This is a genomic window from Kitasatospora sp. NPDC088861, assembly GCF_044750105.1.
Taxonomy (GTDB): Bacteria; Actinomycetota; Actinomycetes; order Streptomycetales; family Streptomycetaceae; genus Kitasatospora.
Genome location: NZ_JBIVJF010000001.1, coordinates 655,328 through 672,027, shown reverse-complemented (window position 1 = coordinate 672,027; position 16,700 = coordinate 655,328). Strand labels below are relative to the sequence as shown.

General features: G+C 75.2%; 12 protein-coding genes. 4 read left to right on the top strand and 8 right to left on the bottom strand.

The genetic code is table 11. From position 1 onward, the window contains the following. Positions 1-68: 68 nt before the first annotated feature. Positions 69-1,082 carry an XRE family transcriptional regulator gene (locus ACIP37_RS02905; protein ID WP_363588008.1) on the top strand — a complete coding sequence of 338 codons (1,014 nt, stop codon included), beginning with the start codon at positions 69-71 and terminating at the stop codon, positions 1,080-1,082. Positions 1,083-1,396: 314 nt separating this feature from the next. Beyond that, positions 1,397-2,737, top strand: coding sequence for a peptidoglycan-binding protein (locus tag ACIP37_RS02900; RefSeq protein ID WP_400804342.1), 1,341 nt, complete (start codon positions 1,397-1,399; stop codon positions 2,735-2,737). A 43-nt stretch (positions 2,738-2,780) separates the two neighbouring features. On the opposite strand, the gene ACIP37_RS02895 is transcribed toward ACIP37_RS02900, so the two are convergent. Together ACIP37_RS02895 and ACIP37_RS02890 are read right to left on the bottom strand one after the other, a co-directional pair. Beyond that, a complete protein-coding gene (locus tag ACIP37_RS02895; protein WP_363588022.1) occupies positions 2,781-3,536 on the bottom strand; it encodes an RNA methyltransferase in 756 nt (251 codons plus the stop codon). Between the two features lie 14 nt (positions 3,537-3,550). Continuing rightward, positions 3,551-4,273: a TetR/AcrR family transcriptional regulator gene (locus tag ACIP37_RS02890; RefSeq protein WP_400804340.1), complete on the bottom strand. Its 723-nt coding sequence runs from the start codon at positions 4,271-4,273 to the stop codon at positions 3,551-3,553. 99 nt (positions 4,274-4,372) lie between these two features. Between ACIP37_RS02890 and ACIP37_RS02885 the strand changes: the two genes are divergently transcribed. Beyond that, positions 4,373-5,041, top strand: a complete 669-nt coding sequence (locus ACIP37_RS02885) for a hypothetical protein (protein ID WP_400804337.1) — start codon at positions 4,373-4,375, stop codon at positions 5,039-5,041. A 66-nt stretch (positions 5,042-5,107) separates the two neighbouring features. On the opposite strand, the gene ACIP37_RS02880 is transcribed toward ACIP37_RS02885, so the two are convergent. From ACIP37_RS02880 to ACIP37_RS02865, 4 genes are all read right to left on the bottom strand, one after another. After that, positions 5,108-7,228 (bottom strand): FUSC family protein, encoded by a 2,121-nt coding sequence (locus ACIP37_RS02880; RefSeq protein WP_363588000.1) that lies wholly within the window; start codon positions 7,226-7,228, stop codon positions 5,108-5,110. A 10-nt stretch (positions 7,229-7,238) separates the two neighbouring features. Beyond that, positions 7,239-8,564, bottom strand: a complete 1,326-nt coding sequence (locus tag ACIP37_RS02875) for an HTTM domain-containing protein (RefSeq protein ID WP_400804334.1) — start codon at positions 8,562-8,564, stop codon at positions 7,239-7,241. Then, on the bottom strand, positions 8,561-9,220 hold the full coding sequence (locus tag ACIP37_RS02870) for a DUF5819 family protein (protein WP_400804331.1): 660 nt from the start codon (positions 9,218-9,220) through the stop codon (positions 8,561-8,563). Before ACIP37_RS02870 ends, ACIP37_RS02875 begins: the two co-directional genes overlap by 4 nt. Positions 9,221-9,359: 139 nt before the next feature. Then, complete coding sequence (locus ACIP37_RS02865) at positions 9,360-10,550, bottom strand: rhodanese-like domain-containing protein (RefSeq protein WP_400804328.1); 1,191 nt, start codon at positions 10,548-10,550, stop codon at positions 9,360-9,362. A gap of 356 nt (positions 10,551-10,906) precedes the next feature. Here ACIP37_RS02865 and ACIP37_RS02860 point away from each other — a divergent pair, with 356 nt between their 5' ends. Continuing rightward, positions 10,907-13,729, top strand: a complete 2,823-nt coding sequence (locus tag ACIP37_RS02860) for a SpoIIE family protein phosphatase (protein ID WP_400804325.1) — start codon at positions 10,907-10,909, stop codon at positions 13,727-13,729. A gap of 37 nt (positions 13,730-13,766) precedes the next feature. Here the strand turns inward: ACIP37_RS02860 and ACIP37_RS02855 are convergent, their stop codons facing one another. Both ACIP37_RS02855 and ACIP37_RS02850 read right to left on the bottom strand, forming a co-directional pair. Next, positions 13,767-14,564 carry a hypothetical protein gene (locus tag ACIP37_RS02855; protein ID WP_363587992.1) on the bottom strand — a complete coding sequence of 266 codons (798 nt, stop codon included), beginning with the start codon at positions 14,562-14,564 and terminating at the stop codon, positions 13,767-13,769. Between the two features lie 172 nt (positions 14,565-14,736). Continuing rightward, the gene (locus tag ACIP37_RS02850) at positions 14,737-16,566 is read right to left on the bottom strand and encodes a phosphatidylglycerol lysyltransferase domain-containing protein (protein WP_400327283.1); all 1,830 of its coding nucleotides are present in this window, start codon (positions 16,564-16,566) and stop codon (positions 14,737-14,739) included. Positions 16,567-16,700 lie beyond the last annotated feature (134 nt).

The following is a 16,700-nucleotide window of genomic DNA, read 5'->3' as shown; positions in this document are numbered from 1 at the left end:
AGCCGTCGGCGGCGAGCCTCGGCGCCGGCCAGGCCCCTCCGAACTCACCTGGCGGGGAGGGTCACCGCATGGCCGCACAGCAGCCTCAGGACTCCGCGCGACTCCGGCTGGTCGGACTGCGCCCGGAGCGCCCCGGCCCGTCCGTACCCGCACCGCCTCCGGCACCCGCGCACGCCGGGCGGGCCACCGCCCCCGGCGGCTTCGCGGACACCCTGCACCTGGCCATCGAGGCCAGCGGCCTCAGCCTGGACCGGATCAGAGCCGCCCTCACCCAGCGCGGCGTCAGAGTCAGCGTCACGACGCTGAGTTACTGGCGGCGCGGACGCAGCCAGCCCGAACGGGCCAGCTCGCTGAGAGCCGTCCACCTGCTGGAGGAACTGCTCGGACTGCCGCACAGCGCGCTCACCTCGCTGCTCGGCCCGCCCCGCCCGCGCGGCCGCTGGGCCGCCGTCGCGAACACCTGCCACCTCGGCCTGGAGGACGTCTGGCCGGGCGAACGGCAGATCGCGGACATCTTCGCCGAGCTGGACGCCCCGCCGCAGGGCGAACTGGAGCGGCTGAGCATCCACGACTCGTACTACGTGGACGCCGAGCGGCGCGGCAACCTGCTGCGGATGCGCCAGGTGGTGCGCGCCACCGTCGGCGGCGTGGGCCGCTGCCTGGTCGTGCACAAGGCCGACGAGGAGGCGACGGGCTGCCCGGAGATCACCTCGGTGCGGCACGGCCGGCTGGGCCGGGTCCGGCGCCGTCCGGAGGCCGGCCTGACCGTCGGCGAGCTGATGCTGGACCGCCCGCTGGCGCTCGGCGACAGCACGGTCTTCGAGTACGAGGTGGAGATCCCGCCGGGCGGCCCGACGCTGGAGTACAGCCGCCGCTTCGCCACCCCGGTGCGCGAGTACGTGCTCCAGGTGCACTTCGACCCGGCGGCCGTCCCGGCGCACTGCGAGCGCTACGACCGCGAGCCGGGCGCGGACGTCGACCACCGCCGCGAGCAGCTCTGGGTCGGCGCCTCCGCGAGTGCCCACGTGCTCGCGCCGGACCAGCAGCCCGGGCACATCGGCATCCGCTGGGAGTGGCAGTAGCCGCCCCCGGCGTCCAGTCGTCCCCGACATCCGGCCGCCCCGGCGTCCGACCGCCCCCGCCGTCCTCGAACCGGCCCGCGCACCCCCGCCACACCTGACCATCCGCCAGGCCCCGCACCGGCACTAGCGCCTCCTCCTCGCCCCCGCCACGCCCGGGCCGCCGAACGGTTGTCACCCGTCCGGCGCAACCCGCCGTGCCACCTTCCGCCCGCTTTGGGACTTTGGTCCCGATAACACGCGGGGCCGGCCCGGGAAGGCCAGTCCTGTCACGCCGTCAGGCGTCGACCAGGAAGACCGCAGGAAAGAGGCGGAGCATGACCCGTACCGACCACCTGTCCCCGCTGCTGGAATTCGACGAGGTCGAACCGGACGAGGACTGCATATGCGGGGGCTGCAGCGCCCGCCGCCGCGCCCGGCGGCACGCCACACCGGTGCACGAGGGCGGGCACGCCGCGGCCCGCAGCATCCGCCGCCGGGCCGCCGTGCTGATGGCCGCCGTCGGCACCGCGGTGGGCGGCGGGACGGCCGCCGCCGGGCACGCCACCGCGGCCCCCACCCCCGGCCCCACCCCGGGCGGCAGCAGCACCGCCCAGCCCCCGCAGACCCCGCAGGGCGAGGTCAGCGGCCTCTACGGCCAAGCACCCGGCGCCCGCGCCTTCGCCGCCCCGCGCGCCGCCGCCCAGCCGCCCACCCGGGCGCAGATCATCCAGCGCGCCCAGGGCTGGGTCGACCAGCAGGTGCCGTACGGCATGGGCAGCTACTGGTCGGACGGCTACCGCCAGGACTGCTCCGGCTTCGTCTCGATGGCCTGGGGCCTCGGCAGCAGCCAGACCACCTGGACCCTGCCGAACTTCGCCGAGCGGATCGGCAAGGCCGACCTCCAGCCCGGCGACGTGCTGATCTACAACAACCCGGCCAGCCCGCAGTCCGGGTCGCACGTGACGATCTTCGGCGGCTGGACGGACTCCTCCCTCACCCGCTACCTCGCCTACGAGCAGACCTCCCCCGGCACCAAGAAGCGCGACACCCCGTACGCCTACTGGAACAACTCCGGCGCCTACGTCCCGTACCGCTACACCGGCCTGTCCGGCGGCAGCAACGACGGCACCCCGGCCACCGCCTTCCCGGGCGCGGACAAGTTCGGCCCCGGCGCGAACAACGCGTACGTCACCGAGCTCGGCCGGCTGCTGGTGCAGCGCGGCGGCGCCCGGTTCTACTCCGAGGGCCCCGACCCGCGCTGGGGCGAGGCCGACCGGCGGGCCACCCAGGCCTTCCAGGAGGCCCAGGGCTGGCGCGGCGCCGAGGCCGACGGCATCCCCGGCAAGGACACCTGGGACTACCTGGTCAACGGCAAGGGCCGCGCCATCGGCGCCGGCACCACCCCGCTACCGCCGCCGGTCCGGCCCGGCACCGGGGCGCCCGCCTTCCCCGGCCGGCAGTACTTCGGGCCGGGTCAGAACAACGACCAGGTCCGTCTGCTGGGCGAGCAGCTGGTGCGCAAGGGCTTCGGCGGCTCGTACGGCGTCGGCCCCGGCCCGCGCTGGAGCGAGAGCGACCGGCGGGCCGTCCAGGCCTTCCAGCAGGCCCAGGGCTGGCGCGGCGCCGAGGCCGACGGCTACCCCGGCCCGGACACCTGGCGCCGGCTCTTCGCCTGACGCACGCCGACGGCGTGGTGCCCGCCCCGGCGGGCGCCACGCCTCACCCCTGAGGCTTCGACGACATCCAGTGGAAGAGGCCCATCGCCACGCTGGTGGCCAGGTTGAAGCTGGACACCCCCGGCTGCATCGGCACCGAGACCAGGTGGTCCGCCCGCGCCTTGAGCTCCGCCGAGACGCCGTGCCGCTCGGTGCCGAAGGCGAGCAGCGCGTCGTCCGGGAACGGCAGCGTCCGGATGTCCGCGCCCTCGGGGTCCAGCACGTACAGCGGCCCGGCGGGCAGCTCCGGCAGGGCCAGCCGCTCCACCGCGGTGGCGAAGTGCAGGCCCGCGCTGCCGCGCAGCACGGTCGGGTGCCAGGGGTCCAGATCTCCGGTGGTCACCACGCCGGTGGCGCCGAAGCCGGCCGCCAGCCGGATCACCGCCCCGACGTTGCCCAGGTTGCGCGGGTTCTCCAGCAGCACCACCGGGGCCGGGCGCGGGCGGCGGGCCAGGGCCGCCAGGTTCGCCCCGACGGACGGCCGCGCGGCCAGGGCGACCACCCCGGTCGGGTGCAGCCGGGGTGCCAGCGTCCGCAGCCGTTCCTCGGGCAGCTCCACCGCCAGCGCGTCCAGCGCCGGCGCGACGTCCGGCGCCAGTTCCCCGGCCAGGGCCAGCAGCGCCGCCCGGTCGGCGGTCAGCACCCGCCGGACGTCCCCGCCGAAGCGCAGCGCGTGCTTCAGCGGGTGGAACCCGTCCAGCAGGACGGCCCCCGGCTCCCGCTCCGCCGCCCGCCACGCCCGCAGCACCTCGTCGTCCATGGCGTTCATGGCGTTCACTCTGCCACCTCGTCCGAGGCCGTCTGATCCGAGGCCACCTGATCCAGGACCGTCTGATCCAGGGCCACCCCGCCTGGGGCGGCCCCGCCCGGGCCGGGCTCGCCGGGGCGGCCCGCAGCGGCGATCACCTCGTCGAAGCCGAGCGGCCGGCCGGTCGGACCGTCCGGATCGGCGGCGAGCCCCGCGAGCGCGAGGTCGAGGTGCCGGTGGACCAGCGAGCCGTCCGCGTCGAGCGCGGCCAGCGCGCCCGGCAGCGGGCGGGACACCCGGACGCAGAGCAGCACCAGGTCGCCCATCCCCACGTCGGCCCGCAGCCGCCCGGCATCCTGGGCGGCGCGCAGCAGCGCCTCGACGGCGGTGACGGCTTCGCGGCGGACGGCGACCAGGTCCTCGTCCACCACCAGCCGCTCCAGCAGCACCACGATCGCCGCGCCCATCCGCAGGTCGGCGGCGGCGTGCACGAAGCGGCGCAGCGCCCGGTACGGGTCGGTCTCGTCGCGGCGGGCCCGTTCGGCGGCCTCGGCGAGCCGGGCCAGCAGGTCGGTGACCAGGGCGCGGACCAGGGCCTCCCGGTCGGGGAAGCGCCGGTAGAGGGTGGCCGGGCCGACGCCGGCCCGCCGGACCACGGCGTCCAGCGGGGCGTCCGGGCCCCGTTCCAGGAACACCTCGCAGGCGGCGTCCAGGATCCTGCGCCGGCTGCGTTCCGCGTCGGCCCTCATCGGCAACTCCCTAACCGGAGAAATTCTCTCCCCCTATGCTAGCGTCCAGTGAAGCGGAGAAAATCTCTCCGCATCGTTGAGGAGCCGAGGAGTGACGCCGTGACCACCACCGCGCTCACCGTCCACACCGACATCGACGGCACCAGCCACCCGCGCGAGGCCGTCCTCGCCTGGGAGCTCGACCGCGCCCGCGCCGCCCTGCGCCTGCTCAAGCAGCGCCTCGGCGACGACCGGACGCGCGAACTGCTCACCCCCGACACCACCGCCGCCGACACCGCCCTGGCCGCCTGGGCCCACGCCTCCGGCGGCCGGTGGAGCACCGCCGTCACCGAGCTCACCGCCGCCGGCATCGACGCCGACCGCTTCCTCACCTGGTGGCAGGGCCGCCTGCACGCCCCCGACCGGGACGCCCTGCTCGCCGCCAACCCCGAGCACTACCTGGCCGACTCCACCGGCGAACGGGTCGAGATCATCGAGACCCTCGGCACCGGCCCGGCCCGCTTCTTCCTGCGCTTCCACGACGACGTCCCGATCGCCGGGCCCGGCCACCAGGCCTTCCCGGTCCGCATCGGCGGCACCGGCACCCTCGCCGACGGCACCGAGGTGCTGCGGGTGATGCACGAGTTCGCCGACACCCCGGACGGCCTGCGGATCCGCCTCACCGTCCAGTTCCCCGAGGCCGCCCCCGCCCTCCTCGGCGCCGGCCACCAGTGGCACTTCGCCTGCGAGTTCGCCAACTGGCTGGAGGCCGCCGCCCGCGCCGCCTGACGCCCCGGCGCCGTTCGGCCCCGACGTTCGCCCGACGTTCGCCCTTCCAGGAGGGGCGAACGTCGCCTACTGCGGCCCCCGCACGTCCTCCCGCCCCCGCAGCGCCCGCTCCAGGTCCTTCAGCGCCTGCCCCAGCAGCCGCGTCCCCGCCCGCACCACGTCCCGCTGCACCCCCGCCGGCGCCTGCGCCAGCCGTTCCTCCAGCCGCGCCTGCGCCTCCCGCACGGCGCCGAACTCCACCGGCTGCCCGGTGAGCAGCGCCGCCCCCGCGAGCGCGGTGGCCAGCCGCAGCTCCTCCGCGTACTCCGCCGTCCCCGGCACCGGGTCGGCGTCGGCGGCCGGCAGGTGCGCCTCCAGCAGGACGGCGACCCGTCCGAGGTGCCCGACGGCCGCCCGGGCCCGGTCGACCTGGCGCCGGGACACCCCGGGCAGCCCGGAGGCGTGCCGGCCCGGTTCGGCGTCGGCGCGCTGCATGGCCTGGAGCAGTTCCGAGCGGGCCTCCCGGGAGTCCAGCAACGCGGTCCGCACCGCCCGCCCGCGCGGCGCGGCCGGGTCCTCGTAGCAGGCGACCACCGCGGCCGCGTACCGCCCGGCGGCGGCGAGCCACTCGGCCAGCCGCTCCCCGAGCCGGGCGGTCTGCCAGGTCGGGAAGAGCGCGTACGTCACCAGCGCCACCGACCCGCCGAGCAGGGTGAGCCCGACCCGTTCGAAGGCCGTCGTGAGCGGGTTCCCGGCCTGGAGCCCGAGCAGGAACACCACGTACGTCGAGATCCCGACCGTCGTCAGCGCGTATCCGGTCCGGAACGCGAGGTACGAGCCGCCGATGCACAGCACGGCCAGCGCGGCCAGCACCCACTCCCCGGGGTGGGTGAGCTGCACCACCAGCGTCGAGACGGCGACCCCGACGACCGTCCCGGCCAGCCGGGCGACACCCCGGCTGTAGGTCTGGGCGAAGTCCGGCCGCATCACCATCGCGGCGGTCATCGGCGCCCAGTAGCCGTGGTGGAACCCGACCAGCCGGGCCAGCAGGTAGGCGACGGTGACCACCCCGGCGAGCCGGACGGCGTGCTGGAAGATCGCCGAGCGCGGCCGCAGCTGCCGGCGCACCGTCCGCAGCGCGACCGGCAGCATCCGGAGGATCGACGGCTTGTGCAGCGCCCCGCCCGCGCCGATCACGGGCGTGGTGATGGTGTCCGCGTCGCCCCGCTCCAGCGTGTCCGCGGCCTTGCGCAGCAGCCCGCCCAGTCGGCGGGCCGACCGCCGGGCCGCCCCCTGCAACCGCGGCCCCTCGTCCGGCGGGACCAGGGTGAGCGTGGGCGCCGAGCGGGGCAGCCGGACGGGGTCGCCGGTGCGGACGGCCCGGGCCAGGGCGTCCATGACCTCGGCGGCGGCCGCCAGCACCTCACGGGCCCGGTCGCGTTCGGGCCCCTCCTCCGGGGCGCCCACCTTGGGATCGGCGAGCGCGGCCAGGGTGGGCCGGATGCGCTCGGCGAGGCCGCGCAGGCCGCGCAGTTCGGCCGGCCGGTGGCGGTCCTGCCAGGGGGTCAGGGCGGCGGCGTGCCGGGCCGTCATGAACGGCGCCGGGTCGACGTGCGCGGTCGGATCCTGCCTCAACCTGCGCGCGTAGTCGGCGAGTTCCGCGTAGGTGTCGGCGAGGGCGTCCCGCTGGGCACTCCAGCTCCCGATCGGCCACAGGGTGATGACGACGGCTTGGACGACCCCGCCGAGGGCGGCGACCAGCCCGTGTCCGAGCGCGGCGGTCGCGCTGACCGGCAGTTGGACGACGATCAGCATCACCGAGACGGTGTTGGTCGCGACCACCCCGGCGGTCGGCCCGATCGCCCAGGCGAGCCCGGCGCCGAAGGCCCACACCGCGAGCAGCACCGGGAACAACCCGGGGACCCCGGCCGCCAGGTAGCCGAGGAAGGTGCTGATCCCGAGCCCGGCCCCGGCCGCGACAGCGAGACTGGCCCGGGGCCGGAAGCTGCGCTGGAAGGTGGCCGTGCCGGCGATGAAGGCGCCCATCGCGGCCGAGGTGGCGAGCGCGACCCCGCCGAGCGCGAGGGTGGGGAAGAGCACCAACGCCACCGCGACGGCCCCGCGCAGGGCCCGCTTGGGGTCGGTGAGCGCCCGGTCGAGGGTGAGTCCGGTCCGCGCGGTGTCGCGAAGGGCGGCGAACCAGGACATACGGGTCAGCCTAGGGCACGCCCTCCGTGACCGGCGCTCGCGACCGCCGGATCCGCCGCAGCCGCGCCGCCACCCAGAGCAGCGCGCCGGTCGGCAGGAACACCGCGTCCGCCGCGATCATCGCGAGCGAGAACACCGGCAGCCCGAGCAGCAGTGCGATCCCCAGGTGCTCGGCCAGCAGCACCGCCAGCAGCACGTTCTTGACCCGCCGGTTGAGCAGCGTGAACGGGAACGCGACCTGCACGACCACCGTGCCGTACGAGATCAGGAAGACCGGCAGCAGCGCCGAGCCGACCAGCCCGGACAGCCACGGCCAGGGCGTGAAGTAGTCCAGGTGCAGCGGGTAGTACAGCGCGGTGCCGTCCTGCCAGCGCGAGCCCTGCACCTTGTACCAGCCGGCCGTCGCGTAGATCAGCACCACCTCGACGGCGATCACCAGCATCGCGCAGTTGTGCACCATGTTCGCCAGCGCGTCGAGCACCGCGCGCGGTTCGCCGTCCGGCCGCAGCCGTCCCAGCGTCCACCAGAGCCCGGCCACCGCCCAGAGCCCCCAGAACAGCGGCGCCCAGCCGGCGTACGGGAAGGTCCGGACCGTCCAGGTGAGGCTCTCGCCGGAGAAGCCGCCGACCTGGCAGGCCGCCAGGACGGCGCCGAGCAGCACCCAGAGCACCGCCCCGGCCCGCCCCGGCCGGGACCGCCGGGCGTCCAGCGACCACACCTCGGCGCAGCGGGTGAAGACCAGGTAGACCGCCATCAGGTGGACGACGTTGTCGCCGCCGTCGCCGAGGAAGACGTTGCGGTTCTGCAGCGACAGCACGGTGACCAGGAACAGCACCGTGCTCGCCCTGGTCCGCCAGCCCAGCACCACCGCGACGGCGGCCAGCACCGCCAGGTGGTAGACCAGCTCGAACCAGGGCCGCCCGCCGAACCACGGCAGCACCGTGAACGCCCCGTTGTCGGTCAGCAGCCGCTCGGCCAGGTCCATCGACCAGGGCGACCGGTCCCCGTACAGCACCCGCCGGTTGGGCCACTCGCGCAGCAGGTAGGCGAGCCAGACCAGCCCGAAGCCGATCCGCACCACGGCGGCCTGGTGGCGGCCCAGCGCACGCCCGGTGAAGGCCGCCATCGCCCGGGCGGCCAGGTCGGCCGGGCCGGGCCCGCGCGGCGCCGGGTCGGGCCGGGGCCCGGGGGCCGAGCCGGCGGCGGGCGGTTGCCCGGCCTGGCGCGGGATGCCCTCCGACCACCGTGGCTCGGCCGCCGGCGAGCGCTCGGGCGACACCTCCGGCGAGAGCTCGGACGCCACGTCGGACGACACCTCCGGCGACACCTCGCTCACCCGAGCTCCCGGTAGTCCTCGTCGTCCACCGGCCACCAGGGCAGCTCCCGCACCTTCGGCGCCGGTGGCGCGGCCTCGCCGCTCCAGGACGGCGGCGGGACGGTCACCGCGGTGGCCCGGAACTCGACCTCCAGGATCCGCTCGCCGTCCACCTCCCGGCCGATCCGTTGCAGGGCGATCCGCTTGAGGTACTGCTCGGCGAGCCTGCCGCGGGTGTTGGTCAGCGCCTCGTCCTGCGGGTTGTGCGAGCCGTCGTAGAAGTCCCAGGCCCGGCGCAGCACGTTCTGGTCGACGTGGCTGGGGGCGGGGTTGTGCCGGATCGCGGCGAGGTCCCGCGCGGTCAGCCCGGTCCAGTCGCGGGTGCGGGTGGTGCCGTCGGCGGCGGCGGTGCGCACCCGGGCGTCCAGGCTGACGTTCTGCTGCAGCGGATTCGGCGCGAACAGCCGCCAGTTCTGCTCGAACTCCGGGTACACCAGGCCGTCGACCTCGTCCCGGTACTGCCGGGACAGCGAGTTGGCCGGCGCGACGTGCAGGAACACCGCCGCGAGGAAGAACCCGGTGCCGACCACCAGCACCGCCGCGGTCAGGCCGAGCACGAGCTGCGCGGGCGTCGACCAGACCCGTCCGGCGGCCGGGCGGTCCGTCGTCTCCGTCATGGCCTCCCCGGCCCGGTCGGCGCGCCGCCCGGGTCCCGTCCCGGCGCGGTCGCGCGCCCATCCTGCCCTACCGGGCGAACACGACGGTGCCGGACGGGGCCACCGGGCCACCGTCCTACAGGCCTACAGGCCTACAGGCCTACAGGACGAAGGCGTCCTGGTCGGTGCTGCTGACCATCGGACGGCCCGCGCCCTCCCAGGCGTACATGCCGCCGTCCACGTTCACCGCGTCCCGGCCCTGCTGCACCAGGTACTGGACGACCTGCGCGGAGCGTCCGCCGACCCGGCAGAGCACGTACAGCTTCCCGTCCGGCAGCTCGTCGATCCGGGCGATCACCTCGCCGAGCGGGATGTGCAGCGCGCCGTCCACGTGGCCGGCGTCCCACTCGTCCTGCTCGCGCACGTCCAGCAGGGCTGCGTCGGCGGGCACTGCGGCGGCGGTGGTGGAGGGGATCTGGGCGAACATCGTGTGGCTCTCCTGGGGCTGGGTCGGGTCGGTGCCATTGTCGCCCACCGGCTGCCGGTGGCCGTCGCCCGCCGCGGCCGGGGCGCCGAGCAGCCGCTCCAGTTCGGCCTGCTGGGCGGCGGCCTTGGCGAGCAGTTCCTCGGCGAGCTGCTCCAGCAGCCGGTCCGGGTCCTGCGGGGCCAGCGCGAGCAGCTGACCCATCGGGGTCTGTTCCAGCCGGACCTGCTCGGTGGCGGTCTCGGTGATCTTGCCGGTCAGCCACTCCAGCCGGCGGCGCAGCCACTCCAGCCGGTCGGGGGAGTCGGTGCCGGGCGCGGCCTCGGGCGCGGTGGACCACTCGGCGGACAGGCCCTCCAGCGCGGCGGCGTCGCCGACCGCGTAGGCCTCGTTCACCCGGGCCAGGAATGCGGCCCGGCGCTGCTGCTCGGCCGGGTCGGTGCTGAGGTCGGGGTGGGCCCGGCGGACCAGCTCGCGGTAGATCCGCTGGGCGTCCCGCCCGGGGCGCACCCGGGCCGGCGCGGCGGGCGGCGGCGGGGCCGCCTCCTGCTCCCGGACGGAGTCGAACAGCGCGTCGAGGTCGGGCAGTTCGTCGACCTGCCGGCGGGCCTCGGCGGCCCGGCGGAGGTCCTCGGGGTGCCCGGTCCTGGCCGCGACCGCCTCGGCGACCAGCGCCTCCAGCTCGTCCAGCCGGGCGTAGAGCGGGCCCAGCAGCTGATGGTGGATCAGCGCGAAGTTGTCGATCTCGACCCGCAGCGTCTGCACGTCGACGTCCATGCTGAGCCAGGCGAGTTCGGCGGCGGCGACCCGCTCCTCCAGCTCCTGCTGCTGCGGGTCCGTCCAGCGGACGGGGCTCTGCGCGGTCACTTCTCGCCTCTGTCTCGTCCGGCCGGCTGCGTCCATGCGGAGCCGCCCCGCGGGGTGGCCCGGCCTGCCACCCTACCCTCGCGCGCGAAGGCCCGGTCCGGGTGAACGGGGAGTGCGAACCGGCGCGCGCCGCACGGCACGCAACCGATCCTGAGGAATCTCCCCGTTTCGCTATCACGCCCGGGCCGGTCCGTGCTTCGCTAGGGCGTGTCTGATGATTCGCGTCGGATCAGCACGCGGCGTCGGGCGCCCGGCGGACTCGTTCAGACACGCCCTCAAGCCCGGCACGATCCACAAGACACGCCCCGGGGTTCCGCACAGCGTGCCTTCCTCCGGAGAGACGGCCGCCTCCAGGCGTGGCGGCCAGGCGGGAGCAGACCGAATCCATGGTGGCCGAGTCCAACTCCACACCGCGTCCGGCGGGCGCCGAGGCCGTACCGGGTGACCACCCGGCCGGCGTGGCCGCCCTGGTCCGGCTCGCCCTCGTCCTGGTCGACCGGACCGGACGGATCGCCCAGTGGAGCCGGGCCGCCGAGGAACTGTTCGGGCACCGCGCCGAAGTCGCCCACGACCGGCCGGCCAGCGGACTGCTGCCCGCCGTGGAACCGCTCGCCGCCCCCGGCCAGGCCGCCGGGTCCGTCGTGCGCCGCCGCTGCGACGCCCTGGACACCCTGGCCGCGCTGACCGCCGACGGGCGCCCCTGGGCCGGCCAGCTGGCCGTCATCGACCGCGAGGAGCACCTGCGCGACGTGCTCTGGTGGGCCTGGCCGCTGCCCGACCCGTTCGGCGGCCTGCTCGCCCTCGCCGCCGACGCCCGGCCGCTGCGCACCGCCGGCCCCCGGCTCGCACTCGGCGAGCGGCTGCTGCCGTTCGCCGCCGCCCCGCCCGCCCGGGGCGGCTTCCACCGGCTGGGCGCGGCCCTGACCCCGCCCGGCCGGCTGCGCGCCGGTCTGCTGTCGGCCGACCGGCTGGCCGGGCTGCTGCCGGCCGGTTCGGCCGACCGCCGGGCGCTGCTGCTCGACGTGCTGGACCAGGCCGGTCTGCCCGCTCTGCGGCTGGACCCGGCCACCGTGCTGCCGGTCCTGCCCGCCGACCCGCAGGCCGCCGCCGCGCACGCCGCCGCCGGACTCGGCCGCCGCTACCCGACCGCCCAGCAGCGCGCCGCCCGGGTCGGCCCGCCGCCGCAGCCCGAGCAGTCCGCGCCCCCGGCCCGGACGGTCCGGGGGCGGCCGACCGGCCCGCTGCCGGCCCAGCGCGAGACCGCCGAGCGGTCCGCGGCCGCCCAGCCGTCCGGCGCCGCCGGCGCCCCGGCAGGCGTCCCACCGACCACCCCGGCCCCGACCACCCCCTCCCCGACCGCCCCGTCCCCGACCGGAGGAGGAGCCGCCATCGAGCCGGCCGCCGCCGAACCGTCCGCCCACGGCCGTCCACCCCGCCGCACCGGCCGGGCCCCTTCCGCCCCCGCCGGCGCCGAGGGCGCCCAGTCCGGTCGGCTGAGCCCGTTCCTGACCAACGGGCAGGCCGGCGAGCAGCTGGCGCTGCTGAACGAGGTCGGCGGCAAGGTCGGCACCACCCTGGACCTCGGCTTCACCGCGCACGAGCTCTGCCAGGTGCTGGTCCCCCGGGTCGCCGACTTCGCCTGCGTGGACCTGGTGGACGGGCTGATCTCCGAATCCGAACTGCCGGCCGCCCGCCCGGACGACGACACCATGCTCCGCCGGGTCGCCCTGGTCTACAACGAGACCGGCGGCGCCTGGGACCACGTGCTGTCCGAGGGCTCGCTGGTCAGCATGCCGCGCCGCACCCCGCCGGGGATGGCCCTGCAGCTGAACCAGCCGGTCCTGGTCCCGGTGATCAGCGCGGACGTCGCGGTCGACTACGCGATCGCGCTCGGCGGAGCCCGGCTGGCCCCGGTGGTCTCCGGCCGCTCGATGCTGGTGGTGCCGCTGTCCGCCCGGGGCACCGTGCTGGGCATCCTCAAGCTGCTCCGGCTGCCGGACCGCGCCCCCTTCGACGAGAGCGACGCCGCCACGCTCAAGGAGCTGGCCGTCCGCGCCGCGCTCTCCCTGGACAACGCCCGGCTGCACCGCGCCGAGGCCAGGGTGGCCACCACCCTCCAGCGCTCGATGATCCCGACCCGCCCGCCGCAGATCCCCGGCGTCCAGATCGCCCACCGCTACCTGCCGGGCGACCCGAAGGCCGAGGTCGGCGGCGACTGGTTCGACGCGATCCAGCTGCCCGGCAGCCGGGTCGCCCTGGTGGTCGGCGACGTGATGGGCCACGGCCTGCACTCGGCGGCCGCGATGGGGCGCTTCCGGACGGCCATGCAGACCCTCGCCGCGCTCGACCTGCCGCCCGGCCAACTGCTGCGGCACCTGGACAACCTGGCCCACAAGCTCGGCGACGACCACCTCGCCACCTGCCTGTACGCGGTCTACGACCCGATCAACCGGACCTGCGAGCTGGCCAGCGCCGGCCACGTCCCGCCGGTGCTGGTGCACCCGGACGGCTCCGGCGAGCTGCTGGAGATCCCGGCCGGCGCGCCGATCGGGGTCGGCGGGGTGCCGTTCGTCGCCAAGACCATCGACGTCTCGGACGGCTCGATGCTGGTGCTGTGCACCGACGGCCTGGTCGAGGTCCGGGGCGGCGACATAGGAGCGGGCCTGGCAGCGCTCTGCGGCAATCTGATCGACCCACTGCAGAGCCCCGAGCAGGCCTGCGACGTGGTGCTCAAGCGGCTGCACTCGGACGACCGGAAGGACGACGTCGCCCTGCTGGTGGCCCGCTTCGACGGGGTCGCCCCGTCCGAGGTGGCCACCTGGGACCTCAGGGTGGACCACCGCGAGGTGCGCCGGGCCCGCTCGCTGGTCCGCGAGCAGCTGGCCGGCTGGCACCTGGAGGCGCTCAGCGACATCACCGAGCTGCTGGTCAGCGAGCTGGTCACGAACGCCGTCCGGGTGGCCCGGGACCGCGTCCAGCTCCAGCTGATCCGGGTGGACAAGCTGCTGGTGGAGGTCAGCGACGACAACCACAACCTGCCGTCGCTGGAACCGGCCGAACAGTTGGGCGAGACCGGCCGCGGTCTCACCCTGGTGACCAAGCTCGCCGAACGCTGGGGCACCGCCCGCAAGGCGGTCGGCAAGGTGGTCTGGTTCGAACTCCCCCTGCCGCACGCCTGACGGCTGGCTGCCCGACGGCCGTCAGACGGTGTGTGGATCAGGGGACGAGCGCGCCCGCCGGGCGCCGCCGGGCCTCCACCGCGACCTCCCGCGACGCGGCCGCGGCCACCGAGGTGGCGGCCCCGACCCCGGCCAGCACCCGCGGCCAGAAGTCCCCGAACACCTCGACCGAGACGGCGAGCAGCAGCGCGGTGGTCACCGCGACCACGTGCTCCAGCCCGGCGAGGTTCGGCAGCACGACCGCCTCGCCGACCATCATGACCACCACCAGGCCGGCGGTGAACCAGGCCCGGCAGCGGAACGCGATGCAGATCGCCAGCGCCACCACCGCGGCCGACGGCCCGGTGTCCCGCACGTAGGCGACCCACTTCGGGAAGCCGAACAGGTGGCCCGGGCCGAGCGCCACGCCGATCCGGGCGAACAGCGTGCCCGCCAGGGTGCAGGTGTAGGCCACCACCAGGGTCATCCGCCGGCCGAGCACGATCTCGGCGACGCCGAAGACCACGAACACCTGGGCCAGCGCGCCCCAGACCGGCAGGTCCAGCGCCGGCACGTACAGCGAGAGCGGGGTCCGCAGCAGCGAGACGTCCAGCGGCAGCGCCGCCTTCACCACCCCGATGCGGTTGACGAAGTGCTCGCCGCCCGGCAGGTGCTGGGTGATGCTGAACAGGAGGATCAGAAACGTCGCCGCCGTGGCCATCGGAACGGCGGCGAACTTCTTGCGCACCACCGCGTCCCGCACCGTCGCGTACAACGTCCCCCACTCGGCGACAGCGGCCGATCTGGCCAGTGCCAGCGACCCCTCCCGCACGCCCCCCGCGTGGGTCCTGTCCATCACAACCGTTACTCCCGAATCCCCGAACTTTCTGAGCTACTCCCACATTAGAAGCCTCTTAACAAATCCACATCGGCATAGATGCGGATCAGGGTCATCCTCTGGGGGGAGGGATACCCCTGACGTCACCCCCTATCCGACCGCCCGGTCCCCTCCGCCCCCCGGCGGAGGGCTACCCCTTCCCGTCCCGCGCCGCGACCGGGAGCCGGGGCGCCACCACGGCGGCCCCGGAGTGCCGGCGGCGGAACAGGGCGGGCAGGCTCGGCGCGACGATGAAGCCCTCGGCCCGCGCGCTGGCGATGCCGATCCGCGGGATCTCGCTGCTCTTCTCGAACAGCAGGTAGCGGGGCTCCCAGATCGGCCGGTACTTGGCGTTCGCGCGGTACAGCGACTCGATCTGCCACCAGCGCGAGAAGAAGCCCAGGACGGAACGCCACAACCGCAGCACCGGGCCGGCCCCGAGCCGCGAACCGCGCTCGAAGACCGAGCGGAACATCGCGAAGTTCAGCGACACCCGCTTCAGCCCGACCTCCTCGGCACGCTGCAGCAGCTCGATGACCATGAACTCCATCAGGCCGTTCTCGGTGTCCCGGGCCCGGCGCATCAGGTCCAGCGAGAGCCCGTCCGGGCCCCACGGGACGAAGCTCAGCAGCGCCTTGAGCTCGCCGTCGCCGTCGTGGCACTCCAGCATCACGCAGCGGCCGTCGCCCGGGTCGCCGAGCCGGCCGAGCGCCATCGAGAAGCCGCGCTCGGTCGCCCCGTCGCGCCACTGGTCGGCCTTGGCCACCAGTTCGGCCATCTCGCACTCGGGGATGTCCTCGTGCCGGCGGATCCGCACCGTGTACCCGGCCCGCTTGACCCGGTTGTACGCCTGGCGGACCACCCGCATCGCCCGGCCGTCCAGCGAGAACTCGTCCAGCTCGACGATCGCCTCGTCGCCCAGCTCCAGCGCGTCCAGCCCGTGCCGGGCGTAGATCACGCCGGCCTCCTCGGAGGCGCCCATCACGGCCGGCGCCCAGGCGTGCTCGCGGGCCTCGGCCAGCCAGGAGTCGATCGCACCCGGCCAGGCCTCCGGGTCGCCGATCGGGTCGCCCGAGGCCAGCGAGACCCCGCCGATCACCCGGTAGGTCACCGCCGCCTTGCCGCTGGGGGAGAAGATCACCGCCTTGTCCCGGCGCAGCGCGAAGTAGCCGAGCGAGTCCCGCTCGCCCTGCTTGTCCAGCAGCGAGCGCAGCTTCGCCTCGTCCTCGGGGTTCAGCAGCTCCTTGCCGCGCGGGCTGCGGAAGGCCACGTAGAGCACCAGCAGGAAGAGCACCGCGCCCATCGCGTTGATCGCCGCGTTGACCCAGGTCGGCGAGGAGATCACCGAGCGCAGGTGCTCCGAGGGGTTGATCGTGATCATCCGGCCGACGGAGTAGCGGAAGAGGTCCCAGAAGCCCGCGCCGCCGAGCCCGTTGGTCGCCCAGACCAGCAGCGCGCCGACGACCCCGCCGAACAGCAGCCCGCCGACGAAGGTGGCCGCCGCGGTCTTCGGGTTGGAGCGGTCGCCCTTGGACGTGAAGTCCTTCCGCCCGATGACCAGCGCCAGGACGAACAGGCAGGTCAGCACGGTGGAGATGTAGTTGAGCGGGTGGTCCTTGAACCGCTCGCCGGGCATCACCATGGCCAGCAGGTACAGCACCGCGAACATGCTGGCCAGGGCCGCGTTGAAGATCCAGGCGGCCCGCTTGCGCCGCCGCATCGCGATGGCCAGGAAGACCGCCAGCACCGCGCTGGCCAGACCCGAGGTCATCAGGTACGGGGTGAAGTACTCACCCTCGTTGTGCTCGTTGACCTGGTTCCCCCACGGCACCAGCAGCACCGTCGCCACGTTCAGCAGCGCCAGCAGCCGGAGGTACCACACGGAGACGGCGGCGGCCCGCGGGCGCCAGCGGTCGAGCACGCCGACGGGCCGGGGCCCGGTGGACGTGGCGGAAGGCTCCGACTTCACAGTGGACGACACAGCTCAATTCCAAACGATCAGATGGTGGGGCGCATCCGCACACGGCCCGGCGACGGGTGCCCGCAGGGGGCCCGACGGACTGACCGGCGGCCCTCACCTCGACCGGGCGCCCACTGAATGGAGCAGGCCGACAA

What these genes read in the sequence shown, in the direction of transcription:
- ACIP37_RS02905 (WP_363588008.1), top strand. Translation starts at nt 69, where the DNA reads ATGGCCGCACAGCAGCCTCAGGACTCCGCGCGACTCCGGCTGGTCGGA.
- ACIP37_RS02900 (WP_400804342.1), top strand. Translation starts at nt 1,397, where the DNA reads ATGACCCGTACCGACCACCTGTCCCCGCTGCTGGAATTCGACGAGGTC.
- ACIP37_RS02895 (WP_363588022.1), bottom strand. Translation starts at nt 3,536, where the DNA reads ATGGACGACGAGGTGCTGCGGGCGTGGCGGGCGGCGGAGCGGGAGCCG.
- ACIP37_RS02890 (WP_400804340.1), bottom strand. Translation starts at nt 4,273, where the DNA reads ATGAGGGCCGACGCGGAACGCAGCCGGCGCAGGATCCTGGACGCCGCC.
- ACIP37_RS02880 (WP_363588000.1), bottom strand. Translation starts at nt 7,228, where the DNA reads ATGTCCTGGTTCGCCGCCCTTCGCGACACCGCGCGGACCGGACTCACC.
- ACIP37_RS02870 (WP_400804331.1), bottom strand. Translation starts at nt 9,220, where the DNA reads ATGACGGAGACGACGGACCGCCCGGCCGCCGGACGGGTCTGGTCGACG.
- ACIP37_RS02855 (WP_363587992.1), bottom strand. Translation starts at nt 14,564, where the DNA reads ATGGACAGGACCCACGCGGGGGGCGTGCGGGAGGGGTCGCTGGCACTG.